This is a genomic window from Variovorax sp. YR566 (assembly GCF_051992195.1).
In the GTDB taxonomy this organism is placed as follows: Bacteria; Pseudomonadota; Gammaproteobacteria; order Burkholderiales; family Burkholderiaceae_C; genus Variovorax.
Map to the genome: position 1 here is coordinate 3,333,859 of NZ_CP197092.1, position 13,913 is coordinate 3,347,771.

Annotated in this window: 14 protein-coding genes and 1 pseudogene; 13 read left to right on the top strand and 2 right to left on the bottom strand. The window is 63.6% G+C overall.

The window, feature by feature from the left end; translation table 11 throughout:
* Positions 1 to 78 precede the first annotated feature (78 nt).
* Positions 79 to 732, bottom strand: coding sequence for a hydrolase (locus ACTG4X_RS15525; RefSeq protein ID WP_307614597.1), 654 nt, complete (start codon positions 730 to 732; stop codon positions 79 to 81).
* A 153-nt stretch (positions 733 to 885) separates the two neighbouring features.
* Between ACTG4X_RS15525 and ACTG4X_RS15530 the strand changes: the two genes are divergently transcribed.
* Positions 886 to 1,782 (top strand): LysR family transcriptional regulator, encoded by an 897-nt coding sequence (locus tag ACTG4X_RS15530; RefSeq protein WP_440534227.1) that lies wholly within the window; start codon positions 886 to 888, stop codon positions 1,780 to 1,782.
* A gap of 246 nt (positions 1,783 to 2,028) precedes the next feature.
* Positions 2,029 to 4,320 (top strand): LamG-like jellyroll fold domain-containing protein, encoded by a 2,292-nt coding sequence (locus tag ACTG4X_RS15535; RefSeq protein ID WP_440534228.1) that lies wholly within the window; start codon positions 2,029 to 2,031, stop codon positions 4,318 to 4,320.
* A 115-nt stretch (positions 4,321 to 4,435) separates the two neighbouring features.
* On the opposite strand, the gene ACTG4X_RS15540 is transcribed toward ACTG4X_RS15535, so the two are convergent.
* Positions 4,436 to 4,834: a sensor histidine kinase gene (locus ACTG4X_RS15540; RefSeq protein WP_440534229.1), complete on the bottom strand. Its 399-nt coding sequence runs from the start codon at positions 4,832 to 4,834 to the stop codon at positions 4,436 to 4,438.
* Positions 4,835 to 4,978: 144 nt separating this feature from the next.
* Between ACTG4X_RS15540 and ACTG4X_RS15545 the strand changes: the two are divergent.
* The 11 genes and pseudogenes from ACTG4X_RS15545 to ACTG4X_RS15595 all read left to right on the top strand — a co-directional run.
* Positions 4,979 to 5,260, top strand: a pseudogene (locus ACTG4X_RS15545) (type IV pilus secretin PilQ); the annotation flags it as partial.
* A gap of 303 nt (positions 5,261 to 5,563) precedes the next feature.
* Positions 5,564 to 6,478 (top strand): LysR family transcriptional regulator, encoded by a 915-nt coding sequence (locus tag ACTG4X_RS15550; protein WP_093078231.1) that lies wholly within the window; start codon positions 5,564 to 5,566, stop codon positions 6,476 to 6,478.
* A gap of 145 nt (positions 6,479 to 6,623) precedes the next feature.
* The gene (gene madL, locus ACTG4X_RS15555; protein WP_307614600.1) at positions 6,624 to 7,040 is read left to right on the top strand and encodes a malonate transporter subunit MadL; all 417 of its coding nucleotides are present in this window, start codon (positions 6,624 to 6,626) and stop codon (positions 7,038 to 7,040) included.
* A 5-nt stretch (positions 7,041 to 7,045) separates the two neighbouring features.
* Entirely contained in the window at positions 7,046 to 7,810 is a 765-nt protein-coding gene (gene madM, locus ACTG4X_RS15560) for a malonate transporter subunit MadM (RefSeq protein WP_093059033.1), read from the top strand.
* Positions 7,811 to 7,821: 11 nt separating this feature from the next.
* Entirely contained in the window at positions 7,822 to 9,504 is a 1,683-nt protein-coding gene (mdcA, locus tag ACTG4X_RS15565) for a malonate decarboxylase subunit alpha (protein WP_440534230.1), read from the top strand.
* Positions 9,505 to 9,516: 12 nt separating this feature from the next.
* Positions 9,517 to 9,846, top strand: coding sequence for a malonate decarboxylase acyl carrier protein (gene mdcC / locus ACTG4X_RS15570; RefSeq protein ID WP_371127418.1), 330 nt, complete (start codon positions 9,517 to 9,519; stop codon positions 9,844 to 9,846).
* Positions 9,843 to 10,739 (top strand): biotin-independent malonate decarboxylase subunit beta, encoded by an 897-nt coding sequence (locus ACTG4X_RS15575; RefSeq protein ID WP_440534231.1) that lies wholly within the window; start codon positions 9,843 to 9,845, stop codon positions 10,737 to 10,739. Before mdcC ends, ACTG4X_RS15575 begins: the two co-directional genes overlap by 4 nt.
* Positions 10,736 to 11,437, top strand: coding sequence for a biotin-independent malonate decarboxylase subunit gamma (locus ACTG4X_RS15580; protein ID WP_307614603.1), 702 nt, complete (start codon positions 10,736 to 10,738; stop codon positions 11,435 to 11,437). The genes ACTG4X_RS15575 and ACTG4X_RS15580 overlap by 4 nt, the downstream gene beginning before the upstream one ends.
* A gap of 9 nt (positions 11,438 to 11,446) precedes the next feature.
* The gene (mdcG, locus tag ACTG4X_RS15585) at positions 11,447 to 12,133 is read left to right on the top strand and encodes a malonate decarboxylase holo-[acyl-carrier-protein] synthase (RefSeq protein WP_440534232.1); all 687 of its coding nucleotides are present in this window, start codon (positions 11,447 to 11,449) and stop codon (positions 12,131 to 12,133) included.
* Positions 12,130 to 13,005 (top strand): triphosphoribosyl-dephospho-CoA synthase MdcB, encoded by an 876-nt coding sequence (gene mdcB, locus ACTG4X_RS15590; RefSeq protein WP_440534233.1) that lies wholly within the window; start codon positions 12,130 to 12,132, stop codon positions 13,003 to 13,005. The genes mdcG and mdcB overlap by 4 nt, the downstream gene beginning before the upstream one ends.
* Positions 13,002 to 13,913 carry an acyltransferase domain-containing protein gene (locus ACTG4X_RS15595; RefSeq protein WP_307614607.1) on the top strand — a complete coding sequence of 304 codons (912 nt, stop codon included), beginning with the start codon at positions 13,002 to 13,004 and terminating at the stop codon, positions 13,911 to 13,913. The genes mdcB and ACTG4X_RS15595 overlap by 4 nt, the downstream gene beginning before the upstream one ends.

Genomic DNA, 13,913 nt, shown 5'->3' on the forward strand with positions numbered 1-13,913 from the left:
GAGGGATGACGAGGCTGCGAAAAGCAATCCACCTTCTCGCGACGCGTCGCTCAGGAGTCCTCTTCATCCCCACCCAGATCAGCCCGCGGTGCTCGGCACCGGCGTGTTGAGCAGCTGCTGCTCCCACAGATAGGCTATGCCGCTGCCGCCGGCGTGCTGCTTGAGAACTTCCGTCAGCTCTGCGGCGTGCTCGGTGCGCGCCCAGTCGCGTTGCCACTCCGAGGCCACCGCCAACCAGGTCATCATGTTCGCGCCCGCGCGGATCATGCGCTGGATCGCGACCTCATGGGCCTCAACCGAAGTGCCGCCCGACGCATCCGTGACCACCGTCACATCCCAGCCCTCGCCCAGCGCCTGGATCGTCGGCATGGCGACGCAGATCTCCGTCCACAGGCCGGCGATGATCAGTTGCTTGCGGCCCGTCGCCTTGACCGCATCGACGACCTTCCGATCCTCCCAGGTATTGATGAAGGTCCGGTCGATCACCTCCTGGCCGGGGAACACGTCAGTGATGTGCGGGAAGAGCAGACCGCCTCGCGCCGCGATCACGCTCGTCAGGATGGTAGGGACGCCGAAGGCCTTGGCGGACTTCGCCAGGGCGGTCGTGTTGTTCACCACGGCCTGCGGGTCGTGGCTGTTCAGATTGGCGAGCTGGTAGGGCTGGTGGTCGATAAGGACGAGTACCGAGTCCTCGGGACGAAGAAGCGAAGCCAGACCGTTGCGAAAAGTCATTGATGGATCCTTTGTTGCCGTTTTGAGCGGGATTGGTTTTCGGGAAACATTCGCCGGCGGCGACGTTGCCCGAAGCAGGATTTTGTTGTTCCCCCTTTTGATGCGGTAGTAGCATTTCGCGGCGAGCTGTGTCGCGAAATGGGGAACGCCAAATTGGATATCGAAGAACTGCAGACATTCGTGGAAGTTGCCGATGCCGGGGGCGTTTCGTCTGCTGCGCTGCGGCTTGGGGTGTCCAAGTCGATCGTCAGTCGTCGTCTCGTCCGGCTTGAAGAAGAACTTGGTGTACAGCTGCTCGCGCGATCCACCCGCGGGGCTGCTCTCACTGAAGCCGGGGCCACGTTCCGGGACTATGCAGCCAGGGTCTGCGCCGAGATCGACGTGGCCAGGGAAGCGATCCTGCCCGCTGGTGACCTTCGCGGCCGCTTGCGTGTTGCTGTGCCGTTTTCCCTGGGCCCGACTCACTTCGCGCCCATCCTCGCGGAAATGGCACGACGCCACCCTAGGCTTCACATCCAGACCTGCTACAGCGATCGCTTCGTTGATCTCATCGCGGAGGGTTACGACTGTGCGATACGGGTTGGCTATCTTCAGGACTCCAACCTGATTGCAAGACGCATCGGCCCGGTCCACGGGAAGCTCGTCGCGAGCCCGGACTATGTCAAGGCGCATGGGTCGCCCGAGACGCCGGAGGAACTCGTCGCTCATCAGGCCCTCATGCAGGGGACCGAGGCCTGGCAGCTCACGGATGGCGACAAGATCATCACGGTTCGTCCGCAGGGGCGCTTCAAGGCCGACAACGGCACTGCTTTGGTCGCCGCTGCTACAGCAGGACTCGGGATCGCTTACCTGCCCGATTGGCTCACCCATGAACATGTGGCCTCCGGGGCACTCGTGCCGGTCATGACACGTCATCCACCACCCCCGGCAGGTGCATATGTCATCCGACCGCCAGGTCAGCATCCCGCACGGAAGATACGGGTCCTCACCGAACTCCTGATCGAGTATTGCGACCGGTCCCCGCACCCTGTGGGAGCTGCACCTGTTTGAGTGATGCCTCGACCATGAATGTTCGGTAAGCGAGTCAGGCCTGGGTCAGGATTAATTCCTGCCGCCAATTGGCGGGTTAATTGCCTGGGTCGATTTCCCGGAATATTGAGTCAATGACTTGTGAATTCGTACGTTTTGCGCGGTAATTAATTCACGAAAACATCATATTTGGCAAATAAAGTTCCGCTTTTCGAAGTCGTTCGCAATTCCGCGGAAGAACTTCGATGCGTTCCTGACTTTTATGCCATGACTGAAAATTACGCTCCTGAAGAAAATGCCGGCCTCGATCAATTGGCTTCCGTTCCGGAAAACAGGCGCCGGGAACTGCTGAAGATCATGTTGGCCGGCTCGGTCACCGGCATGGCAATCGCGTTGCCCGGGTGCGGCGGTGGCGGCAATGGCGCTAGCGCCACGGCCTTTCCGGCAACAGGAGGGAGCGGGACATCGGCAGGTGCGTCGCCGGGCAATTCGCCGCCCCCAGCCAGTCCTGGCGCCGCCGCTCAAAAGATATCCAGCTTTACCATTTCCGTGCTTCCTGATACCCAGTTCTATCCCAGGTATGCATCGGAAAAGATGGGCGGGCTCTATCAAAAACTGTATTCGGGAATAGATCCGAAATACGACAATCCATTCAAAACCCAAACGCAATGGATCGCGCAAAACGCCAAGCTGCTGAAAATGCCATTCACCATCCATCTTGGCGATATCGTTGACCAGTCCTGGTACTACACATCGGAAAAATCGACCCCCTGGAGCGCCTCGACCGATCTCGTTGGCAATGGCCAGATCGGCAATGGCCAGGTCACGAAGGAATGGGAGCTTGCAAGCCAGGCAATGCAGGTGCTCGAGGCGGCCCAATGCCCGTATTCAATCTGCGCGGGAAATCATGACGTAGGGGCCATCGACTCCGATATGCAATGGGGCCCGGACTGGGGCGTCGGAGTCACCGGCTTCGCCAACAACGACGGCTACCAGGACGGCGGCAGTCATCGGGTGGGCCTGTTCGAGCCCTACTTGCAGGTGTTCCCCGCGGAGCGCGCGAAGAGGCAGGCGACATTCGGCGGAAGGCACGTTTCCGGGTTCCACGAATATCACGTCTTCGAAGCCGAAGGAAACAAATTCCTTGTGCTGTCGATGTCGTGGCGAGCATCTGACGATGCGATCGGCTGGGCCAACCAGGTCATCCAGGCGAACAAGACGCTCCCCGTCATCCTGGTGAATCACCAGTTAGTCGGAATCGGCAGCGACGGGAAGACCGCCGCCGATACCGCCTATTCGAACTACATGTGGGACAAGCTCATCAAGGACAACGACCAGATCTTCATGGCGGTCAGTGGTCACTACCACGGCTCCTGCACGAGCACGAAGAAGAATTCCCGTGGCAACGATGTCTACCTGATGGTGGTGGACTACCAGATGGCCTACATGGGCGGCAACGGTCTCATGCGGATGTTCGAGTTCGATCTCACCAACAAGAAGATCATTGCCAGCTCGTTCTCTCCATGGGTTCCCTTGAAGCCGGCCGCCACGCTCAACGAGTTCGACGCCGCCTGGCTGTCCGACTCGAACCAGTCCTTCACGCTGGACCTGGATTTTGTCCGGAGGTTTGCTTCCTTCAATCCGAACTTCACCGTTCCGGACGGTTCATCGGACAGCGGCCTGACAGACGCGGCCAGGAAAATCATCCTGACAAACTACAGCCAGCCTCCACAGAAGGCCGCAAGGCTTCCGACGAGCACCGAGGATTACCCGAAGGTCGGCAGCACGCTGGCGCACTGGCGTTTCTTCAATGCGTCGGCAGCCGACGGGGATCTTTTTCCCTATCAGCCCGGGCAGCAAATCCAGGACAGTTCGGCTGGGGGAAAGAACCCGATTTCGGTGAACACGTGGATGGGCTCGCCCGGTGATCTGGTCTGGTCGACAAGCCATCATCCGCTGTCGGCCGCGCCCGGAAGCCTGCGTTTCCTGAATGCCACGAAGACCAAGTCTTCCTACTTCACCACCGACCAGAATTCGACGCTGAACGTGGAAACCTTCCCCTCGGGCTACACCATCGAGGCATTCGTCAATATCGATCCAGGTTTCGATGCAACGACGAATGGATGGATGGGCATCCTGTACCGCCTGGGCGCGCGATCGCAGCTGCCTGGTTTCGGATCGGGCGAGGGCGATTGCGCACTGATGTTCGCCTTTTCAAACCTGATGGAATTCCAGTGGGAAATTGTCCCGGTGAACCAGGCGACCAATCTGACCTGCTGGTCCGGAGGCGTGTCGGCCGGCCAGTGGCTGCACATTGCCATCGTGAACGACCCCTCCGCGTCGTACGCGACCACCATGTACGTGGAAGGAGCGCCCGTCCTGCGGAACAACACGAACATGCAGGGCATTCAATACGTGAGCCCCACCCAGCAAATTGCCATCGGCTGCGGTCAGTGGGCCGGGAACATGTCGACCGGCTTCTTGGGAAGCATTGGTGAAATCCGCATCGTTGGCGTCCCCCTGACTTCCGACAAGTGGCTGACGGCCAGGGCAACCTGACCTGACCGCCGGGGCCGCGTGCCGCCGTTTGGCCGACGCAAGTTATGTAAAGGTGCCATCCACCCGGCGAAGCTTCATGGCCATGCGGGCACCGCAGAGTCGCGCGACACCTGTCTCACTCGAAGGGGGCGGACGCTCCTTGGGAAGAAGGCAAGATCAGCTTCACCAAAAGGCCTCCGCCTTCGCGCGGCGATGCCGTGACGCTTCCGTTGTGCATCTGCATCGCGCGACGAGCAATGGCCAGGCCGAGGCCCACGCCGTGCACCTGCTCGCCTTCTTCGGCACGGAAGAAGGGCTCAAAAATTTTTTCCAGCAACGAGGGCGACACGCCCGGGGCTCGATCAGCCACCGCGATGACGAGAGCGCCTGTCTGCGAATCGACCTGCACATTGACTTCCACGATGCCGCACGGCGGGCTGTACTTGACGGCGTTGCGGATGACGTTCTCGAACGCGCGATAGATCAACTCGCCATGCACTTCAACGACAAAACTTCCGTGAGCATCGGTGCTCACGCGGCGACCCGTGGCGCGGGCTTCGAAGTCGGCGTCTTCCGTGATGTCGTCCAGCAGCTCGATCAGATCCACCCGCTCCAGTGGCGCGACAGACGCACCAGCCTCCAGGCGATGCAGCGTGAGCAACTCCTCGATCAGGCCATCCTGGATGTGAACAAGGATTCCGTCGGCCAATCGACCACTGCGGGCTACGCCATCAACACGAAGCACGTTCAGACCGAAGTGCTCGTTGAAAACGGAGGGACTGTCGTGATCGGCGGGATCTTCGAACTGTCGGAAACGAACGACGAGTCACGGATACCGGTACTCGGCGAATTGCCTTATGTCGGGGTGCTGTTCCGATCACGCACCCGCGAGGTCAAGAAGAGCGAACTGCTGATCTTCATCACCCCGAAGATGATTACCGATCGGAATGCGGCCCGCTAGCCGCGATGCGATGTGGGTGCGAGAAATTCATGTCGGCAGTCACCTGGCCCTGCGCATCGATGCGTCCTGTACTTTGGTTCGGACGGCATGGCGCAAGCAGGCAGCGGTTCGATGAACATCCCGACCTCTCCAGCGTGAATGCCGATCCTTCGAACGAACGCCCGGCGCGGCCACGCCATCAACTTTGCCTCCGGTGCGTACTCCGAGGGGGCCAGAAAGTTCACTGCACGCCCGCGTCCTTGGAGCGCCAGGCCGGCCGGGCGCTCCAAAGGGCTAGGATGCGGACTGATCTGCGAGACCATCATGCACGCCCGTGTCGACGAAGAAATCACTTTCCGCAAGCTTGAGACGCTGATTGCGTTCATGGAAACCGGCAATCTTGCGCGCGCGGCCGAGCGGCTCGAGGTCAGCACGGTGAGCGTTCACCGTGCCTTGCACTCCCTGGAAGTCGGCGTGCGCTGCGCGCTGTTTCGTCATGAGGGCCGTAACCTCCATCCCACCGAAGCCGCGCATGCGCTGGCCGAAGTGGCGCGTGAGGTGCTGCACACCATGTCCGCGGGCATCCGCTCCACGCGCGAGGTCGCCGGCTACTCGGCCGATCGCATCCGTATCGGGTCGCTCTACTCGCTGACCATCCGCACTGTGCCCGCGGTCCTCGTCCACATGAAGGTGCGCAAGCCCAGCCTTGAGACCGAGCTCGTACTCGGCTCCAACGCGGATCTGCTGCAGAAAATTCGCGACGGCGCCGTCGATGCGGCGCTGATGGCGGTCCCGGAAGAGGCTGGCGACATCGTTTCGGAGCCGCTGTTCGAAGACGACATCTACTTCGCGGCCCCTATGGGATCGCGCTTCGCTACGCTCGATTGCGTCGATCTGAGCGAATGTTCCGACGAGAAATTCGTCAGCCTCAAGGAGGGGTTCGCTACTTACAACGGGTTCGTGGAGGCCTTTCGGGTGGCGAACTTCACTCCCAACGTGGTGATGAAGACCGGCGACATCTTCTCGCTGATGAACCTGGTCAGCGGTGGCATTGGCTACACGCTGCTGCCAGGGCGCGTGCGCGACCTGTTCTCGCAGAAGGTCCAACTGATTCCGCTGGCGCCTAAGTACCTGATGCGCCAGACCTTGGGAGTCAGCTTCCTGCGTACACGCGAGCGCGACCCGAACCTGCTTGCGCTGCTCGCGGTATGCAGGAGCGCCAGAGCCGAACTGGCCTGAGCGCGCCATCGCATTGGCACCCTCGATCGTTTCGCTGAGAGTAACTGTCGTCGACTGCCGTTAATTGATTGCGGCCGGGCAAGCCGATACCGTACGTCTCCAGGAACAGCGCCCCTCGCGCGCCGTCACTCCGGAGACATAACCCATGATCATCTACGGCACCGCGCTGCTGGCTTTGTGCCATCTGCTGGGCATTTTTCTAGGCGACCTGCTGGGGCAGGCGCTGGGCGTAAAGACCAACGTCGGCGGCGTGGGCATCGCGATGCTGCTGCTCATCACGGCGCGCATCTACATGAACAGGAAGGGCATCCTGCCCAAGCTGACCGAACTGGGCGTGGAGTACTGGGGCGCCATGTACATCCCGGTGGTGGTCGCCATGGCGGCGCAGCAGGACATGGTTTCCGCGTTGCGCGGTGGACCCGTCGCACTACTTTCGGCGCTGGCGGCCGTTGCCGTCTGCGCGGTGGTGATCTCGCTGATCAATCGCATGGAGCATCCGGTCGCCAGCTCGCTGGCCGAGCCGGTGCGCAACGACAACCCTCTTCTCAACGAGGCGGAATGAGCGCCATGCTTGAAATCCTCGAAAAAGCTGCCTTGCAGAACGGCCTGGTCAGCGCCTTCATGGTCGTGGGGCTGATCGTGCTGCTTTCCGGCCAGATCTCGCGCCGCCTGACTTTCGGGCGCGTGCACGGATCGGCCATCGCCATCGTGATCGGACTCATCCTCGCCTATTGGGGCGGCACCCGGACCGGGGGCCACAAAGGCCTGGCCGATATGTCGCTGTTTGGAGGCATCGGCCTGATGGGCGGGGCCATGCTGCGCGATTTCGCGATTGTTGCCACGGCCTTTGAAGTGCAGGTGACCGAAGCTCGCCAGGCGGGGCTCATCGGAGTGATCTCGCTGTTGCTCGGGACGCTGCTGCCCTTTGTAGTGGGCGCGGCGATCGCCTGGAGCTTCGGCTACTCCGACGCGGTCAGCATGACAACGATCGGCGCCGGGGCCGTCACCTACATCGTGGGCCCCGTCACGGGGGCGGCCATCGGTGCCAGCCCCGACGTGATGGCGCTGAGCATCGCGACCGGCCTGGTCAAGGCCATCCTCGTGATGGTCGGCACCCCGATGGCCGCACGCTTCCTGCGCCTGAAGACGCCGCGCTCGGCGATGGTCTTCGGCGGCCTTGCCGGTACTGTGAGCGGCGTGTCGGCCGGCCTCGCTGCCACCGATCGCAAGCTGGTGCCCTACGGTGCGCTGGTCGCTACTTTCCATACCGGACTGGGTTGCCTTCTGGGCCCGTCCGTGCTGTTTTTTGCCGTCAAGGCGGTGATGGGTTGAGGAATGGACGAATGGATCGCATGAACTGGAACACCAGGACCGAAAACCGCGCAGGCCGGTTGGCCCGCGCCGCGCAGGCGCTTGGCACGCAGCGCCAGGACAAGCTGGTGGCCACCGAAGCGATCGGCACGCTGCTGGAGGCCGTGCTGGAGCCGGGCGACCGGGTCTGCCTGGAAGGCAACAACCAGAAGCAGGCCGACTTTCTGGCCCGAGCGCTGGTGCAGGTCGACACGGCGCGGGTGCACGGCCTGCACATGGTGCAGTCGGTGCTCGCGCTGCCCGAACACCTGGACTTGTTCGAAAACGGCGTGGCGAGCCGGCTGGACTTCAGCTTCTCGGGGCCGCAGGGCGCGCGCCTGGCCAAGCTGGTGTCGGCCGGGCGCATCGAGATCGGCGCGATCCACACCTACCTGGAGCTTTTCGCGCGCTACTTCGTCGACCTTACGCCACGCGTGGCGTTGGTGGCGGCCCATGCCGCGGACGCGGAGGGGAACCTCTACACCGGCCCCAACACCGAGGACACTCCCGCCATTGTCGAAGCCACCGCTTTTTCCGGCGGCATCGTGATCGCGCAGGTCAACGAACTGGTGGATGGCCACACCACCACGCTGCCGCGCATCGACATACCGGCGGACTGGGTGAGCTTCGTGGTGAAAGCGCCGCGCCCCAATTTCATCGAACCTTTGTTCACGCGCGACCCGGCGCAGATCAGCGAGATTCAGGTGCTGATGGCCATGATGGCGATCAAGGGCATCTACGCCGAATACGGCGTGCAGCGCCTGAACCACGGCATCGGCTTCGACACGGCAGCGATCGAGCTGCTGCTGCCGACCTATGCCGAGTCGCTCGGCCTCAAGGGCAAGATCTGCAAGCACTGGGCGCTCAACCCGCATCCCGCGCTGATTCCGGCGATCGAGGCAGGCTGGGTCGAATCGGTGCATTCCTTCGGCTCCGAGCTGGGCATGGAGGACTACATCCGCGCGCGCTCCGACGTGTTCTTCACCGGCCCGGACGGGTCGCTGCGCAGCAACCGCGCGTTCTGCCAGGCCGCAGGGCACTACGCCTGCGACCTCTTCATCGGGTCGACGCTGCAGATCGACCTCGACGGCAACAGCTCGACCGCCACGCTGGGACGCATCGCGGGCTTCGGCGGTGCGCCCAACATGGGCGCCGACGCGCGCGGTCGCCGCCACACGAGCCCGGCCTGGCTCAAGGCGGGCCAGGAAGCGCGCGCGGGCCGCGGCGGCGCGGCCGGCACGCCGCGTGGCCAGAAGCTGGTGGTGCAGATGGTCGAAACCTTCCGCGAGCACATGCAGCCCGCCTTCGTCGCCCGGCTGGACGCATGGCAGTTGGCGGAACAGTCGGGCATGGAACTGCCGCCGATCATGATCTACGGCGACGACGTGAGCCACATCCTCACCGAGGAAGGCATCGCCAACCTGCTGTTGTGCCGCAACGATGCAGAGCGCGAGCAGGCGATCCGAGGCGTAGCGGGCTACACGGCGGTCGGGCTGGGGCGCGACAAGCGCGCGGTGGAGAACCTGCGCGACCGCGGCGTGATTCGCCGGCCGGAGGATCTGGGCATCGACCCGCGCGACGCCACGCGCAACCTTCTGGCCGCTCGCAGCATGCGCGACATCGTGCGCGCCTCGGGTGGGCTGTACCAGCCGCCCCAACGATTCAGGAACTGGTAGGAAACAACCATCATGAGCATTCCAGCAGGACTCGAAATCCTGGACTTTTCCTTCCCCGGGCAGCGCATCGCGGACACCTTTGCGCCAGTCCTGGTCGGCGTGGTCGGCTCGGGCAACCTCGAGGTGATGCTCGAGAGCGCTGCCGGCGATGACTGCACCGTGCGCATCGAGACCTCGGCGCGCGGCTTCGAACCCATCTGGCGGGCCGTGCTGGCGGACTTTCACGAACGGCATCCGCTCGGAGGCATCCGCATCTCGATCAATGACATGGGCGCCACCCCCGCAGTGGTGGGCCTGCGGCTCGGCCAGGCCGTGGCCGAACTGCCGGGAGCATCGTCATGAGCCTCAGCTATGCCGAATGCACGGCGCGTGAGCGCCTGGACCTTCTGCTGGATGCGGGCAGCTTCCACGAGTGGCTGCCGCCGTCCGAGCGGCTGACCAGCCCGCACCTTGCCCAACTGGGTGTGCCCTGTGCTTTCGACGATGGCGTTGCGATCGGCCGCGCCACATTGGCCGGCCGCACGGTCTTCGTTGCCGCGCAGGAGGGCGCCTTCATGGGCGGCGGCGTTGGCGAGGTGCATGGCGCCAAGCTCGTGGGCCTGCTGCAGCGCGCACTGCGCGATCGGCCAACGGCCGTGCTGCTGCTGGCCGAGTCCGGTGGAGTGCGGCTGCACGAAGCCAATGCCGGCCTGATTGCAGTGTCGGAGGTGATGCGTTCGGTGCTCGACGTGCGTGCGGCGGGCATCCCTGTGATCACGCTGATCGGCGGCGCGAACGGCTGCTTCGGCGGCATGGGCATCGTCGCGCGCTGCACCGACTACATCGTGATGAGCGACAGCGGCCGGCTGGCCATGTCCGGCCCCGAGGTGATCGAGGCTTCCTTCGGTGTGGAGGAGTTCGATTCGCGCGACCGCGCCCTGGTGTGGCGTACCACCGGCGGCAAACACCGTTGGCTGACAGGCGATTGCGACGAGCTCGTCGAAGACGATGTGCAGGCCTTCCGCGAGGCGGCCATCTGCGCGCTCTCGGCCGCGAAGCCGGTCACGTCGGCATTGCTGGAGACCGAACACGCGCTGCTGAGTGCGCGCTTGCGCGATATGCCGCCACCCAGCGATGACCTGGACGACGCAATGGCGCTCTGGCAGCGTCTGGGCGTGGCCGATGCGCAGCGCATTCCCGACATTGACGTGGCCGCCATGCATGCCTTGCGCGTGGCCACGGAGGCACAAAAATGAAATGGAACACGTTGGTCACGCAACTTTTCGGCCCTTTCCACGGCATGCGTGAGGCCGGCGATTTTCTCCAGGGGGAGGTCTTGTTCGAGGGCGAGTTGCTCACGGTCATCGGGACAACGAATCATGCTTCGATCGGCGTTCGGCTCGCGTTGGCGCAAGCCCGCGTGGTGCTTGACACGATCTCGCAGCATCCGGGTCGACCGATCCTGCTGCTCATCGATACCCAGGGCCAGCAGCTGCGCCGACGCGACGAATTGCTCGGTATCAATCGCGCCATGGCACACCTCGGTATGTGTATTGACCTTGCGCGGCGGAACGGGCATCGAGTGATTGGACTGGTGTACGACCAGGCGTTGTCGGGCGGCTTCATCACCTCGGGACTGATCGCGGATGCCTGCGATGCGCTGCCTGAGGCGGAAATCCGTGTCATGCGCATCCCTGCGATGGCACGCGTGACCAAGTTGCCGGAGGCCATGCTCACTGAGCTTTCCGAATCGAATCCTGTGTTTGCGCCCGGTGTCGGCAACTACGTGGCCATGGGCGGAGTGCGCGCCCTCTGGGAGGGCAATCTGCAGGAGGCATTGCGTGCTGCGTTGTCCGAAGCGACAGGCGAGGACCGACGTGCCAAGGACGGCGCCTTGCGCGGCGGCCGCAAGCTCGCCGCCGACGTGGCGCAACGTGTGCTCGATGCTGCCTGAGGTGTTGGCATGAAGCTGCTGCGCCGCCATCGGCTCGCTCACCTGTCCGCCCAGGGCTGGACGCAAGTGCTGGCCCGCCCATGGGACAGCGAGGGCAAGGCGTGCATCGCGCACTGGGCAGAGCGAGGCCTTCCGCTCGTGGTGACACGCCAGCACGAGCTTGCAACTGCGCAGGAGGAGACTGTCTCGCTCGGCCTTCCCGCCCCAACTCACTGGGGACGCCGCCGGCTCGGCTTGCAGGTGCCGCGTTCGGCCATCCTGTGCTTCGGTGAATTTCCGCGCGCACACGAGGTGCTGCATTTGCTGCCGCGCGATGCGCGCGCGGCCTGGCACAGGTTGGCGACAGCGTTCGAAATGGAGCGCGTGCAGGTGCGCGCCTACGGCAGCTATGGTTGGCAACAACTCACGGGCTTGCGGTACGCGCATCCGGGATCCGATCTGGACTTGTGGATTGCAGTCGACGATGCACGCCACGCGGACTTCGTGGCTGCCTGTCTGCAGGCCCAGGCACCCGGGCGGTTGCGGCTTGATGGCGAACTTGTCTTTCGCGACGGCAGCGCGGTCAATTGGCGCGAGTGGAGCGCCTGGCGGGCCGGCCATTCGCGCAGCGTGCTGGTGAAGCACGTGTGCGGCGCCCGGCTGGAGACAAACGCCTTCGTGCCCGAAGACAGTCAAGAGATGGGTCTTGCGGCATGAGCACTGCGCTACCTCTCGCCCTCATCCCGACAGCGTTCTCTTCGCCGCCTTCATCGCATGCAATCGGCTGCGCGGCAACGCTGGCGCTGTACGACGAGCTGGCGTTGGCACCGAAGCCGGGACTGGTGTCCTTCGTCGACAACGGCAGTCATGACGACATGGACGCACACACCTTCATGCGAAGCCTCATCGCGCTGCGGCACTACTTCGTGCAGATCGCCGAGTTGGGCGAGGCGCATGCACCTTTCAAGGCACTGGAAGCTTGTGGAATTGCCGCGGAGGCACGGATGTTGGAGGCGACGGGTGGCGTGAACACACACCGTGGCGCCGTCTTTACCTTGGGCCTGCTCTGTGCCGCCGCCGGCGCGGCGCGGCGCGACGGCGAGCCGGCGCGTCCAGCCACATTGCGGACTGCATTGCGTCGGCATTGGGGCGATGCGTTGCAGGCCCGCAGCCACCGCATTTCCACTTTGCCAGGCGGCATCGCGGCCCGCCGCCATGGATTGCGAAGCGCATCGCAAGAGGCCGCGCTTGGATTTCCGGTGTTGTTCGACACAGCCGTTCCGACACTTTTTCGTTCAGTGCGGCGCGGTCTGAGCCCGGAGCAGGCGCGTGTCGATACATTGTTCGCCGTCATGGCTGTACTGGACGACAGCAATCTGGCGCACCGCGGCGGAATTCAGGGCCTGCGCAACGCACAGCAGGCAGCGCGCGATTTTCTTGCGAAGGGCGGTGCAGCAGGGCAGGGGGGCATGGAAGCCGCACACGCGGTTCACCGTGACTTCGTCGCGCTCCGTCTGTCGCCTGGTGGCGCTGCAGATACCCTGGCCGCAGCGTGCTGGATGCAGCGCATCTGCGGCGTGGCGGAATGAGCTACGCCATCGTCTTTTCGGGCCAGGGCATGCAGCACCCCGACATGCTGCCCTGGCTCGCGGATGATGAAACGGTGCACGCCATGCAGCAGTTACTCGGCATCGACGACTGGAGAGCATGCGTAAAAGATCCCGTCTGGGCAGGGTGCAATGCGAATGCCCAGGTTCTGCTGACAGGCCTGGCGTTGGCTGCGTGGGCCCAGCTTGCCCCATGTCTTCCAGCGCCAGCGGCGGCGGCTGGCTACAGTGTTGGCGAACTGGCGGCGTTCTCGGCCGCTGGCGTTTTCGATGCGAACACGGCCCTTGAACTGGCGCATCGCCGCGCAGCGCTGATGGACTGTGCTGGTGAGTCGAATTCCACAGGCCTGATGGGTGTCAGCGGGGTGACCGAATCGCTGCTTGGACGGCTGTGCGAGGAATTCGATCTGGCCGTCGCCATAAGAAACGGCATCGACAGCGTTGTGCTCGGGGGCCTGCAAGTCGTGCTGCCGCTCGCAGTCGAAGCGGCGCAACGCCAGGGCGCGCACGCCTTGCTTCTCAACGTGCAGGTGGCATCCCATACGCGGTGGATGGCTGCGGCGGCGCAGGGCTTTGCTGCGCACATTGCGCCACTGGCGTTTCGCGCTGCCGGAATTCCTCTCTTCAGCGATGCGGCGGGCCGCGTTGCCGAGCCGCCTCAACTCAAGCACGCGTTGGCCAGGCAGATCGATCACGCAGTGCGGTGGGACGAATGCATGGAAAGCATCGCCGGGCGACGAGTGGCATGCGTGATCGAGATTGGTCCAGGGCGGGCACTGGCGCGCATGTGGAACGGCCGGTACGCCGATACGCCAGCACGCTCCGTAGACGAGTTTCGTAGCGTGGAAGCCATTGCGCGCTACGTTCAGAAATGCATGACAGCGGCTTAG

Excerpts from the sequence above, each read along its gene's own strand:
- ACTG4X_RS15525 (WP_307614597.1), bottom strand. The coding sequence starts at position 732 with ATGACTTTTCGCAACGGTCTGGCTTCGCTTCTTCGTCCCGAGGACTCG.
- ACTG4X_RS15535 (WP_440534228.1), top strand. The coding sequence starts at position 2,029 with ATGACTGAAAATTACGCTCCTGAAGAAAATGCCGGCCTCGATCAATTG.
- ACTG4X_RS15550 (WP_093078231.1), top strand. The coding sequence starts at position 5,564 with ATGCACGCCCGTGTCGACGAAGAAATCACTTTCCGCAAGCTTGAGACG.
- madL (WP_307614600.1), top strand. The coding sequence starts at position 6,624 with ATGATCATCTACGGCACCGCGCTGCTGGCTTTGTGCCATCTGCTGGGC.
- madM (WP_093059033.1), top strand. The coding sequence starts at position 7,046 with ATGCTTGAAATCCTCGAAAAAGCTGCCTTGCAGAACGGCCTGGTCAGC.
- mdcA (WP_440534230.1), top strand. The coding sequence starts at position 7,822 with ATGGATCGCATGAACTGGAACACCAGGACCGAAAACCGCGCAGGCCGG.
- mdcC (WP_371127418.1), top strand. The coding sequence starts at position 9,517 with ATGAGCATTCCAGCAGGACTCGAAATCCTGGACTTTTCCTTCCCCGGG.
- ACTG4X_RS15575 (WP_440534231.1), top strand. The coding sequence starts at position 9,843 with ATGAGCCTCAGCTATGCCGAATGCACGGCGCGTGAGCGCCTGGACCTT.
- ACTG4X_RS15580 (WP_307614603.1), top strand. The coding sequence starts at position 10,736 with ATGAAATGGAACACGTTGGTCACGCAACTTTTCGGCCCTTTCCACGGC.
- mdcG (WP_440534232.1), top strand. The coding sequence starts at position 11,447 with ATGAAGCTGCTGCGCCGCCATCGGCTCGCTCACCTGTCCGCCCAGGGC.
- mdcB (WP_440534233.1), top strand. The coding sequence starts at position 12,130 with ATGAGCACTGCGCTACCTCTCGCCCTCATCCCGACAGCGTTCTCTTCG.
- ACTG4X_RS15595 (WP_307614607.1), top strand. The coding sequence starts at position 13,002 with ATGAGCTACGCCATCGTCTTTTCGGGCCAGGGCATGCAGCACCCCGAC.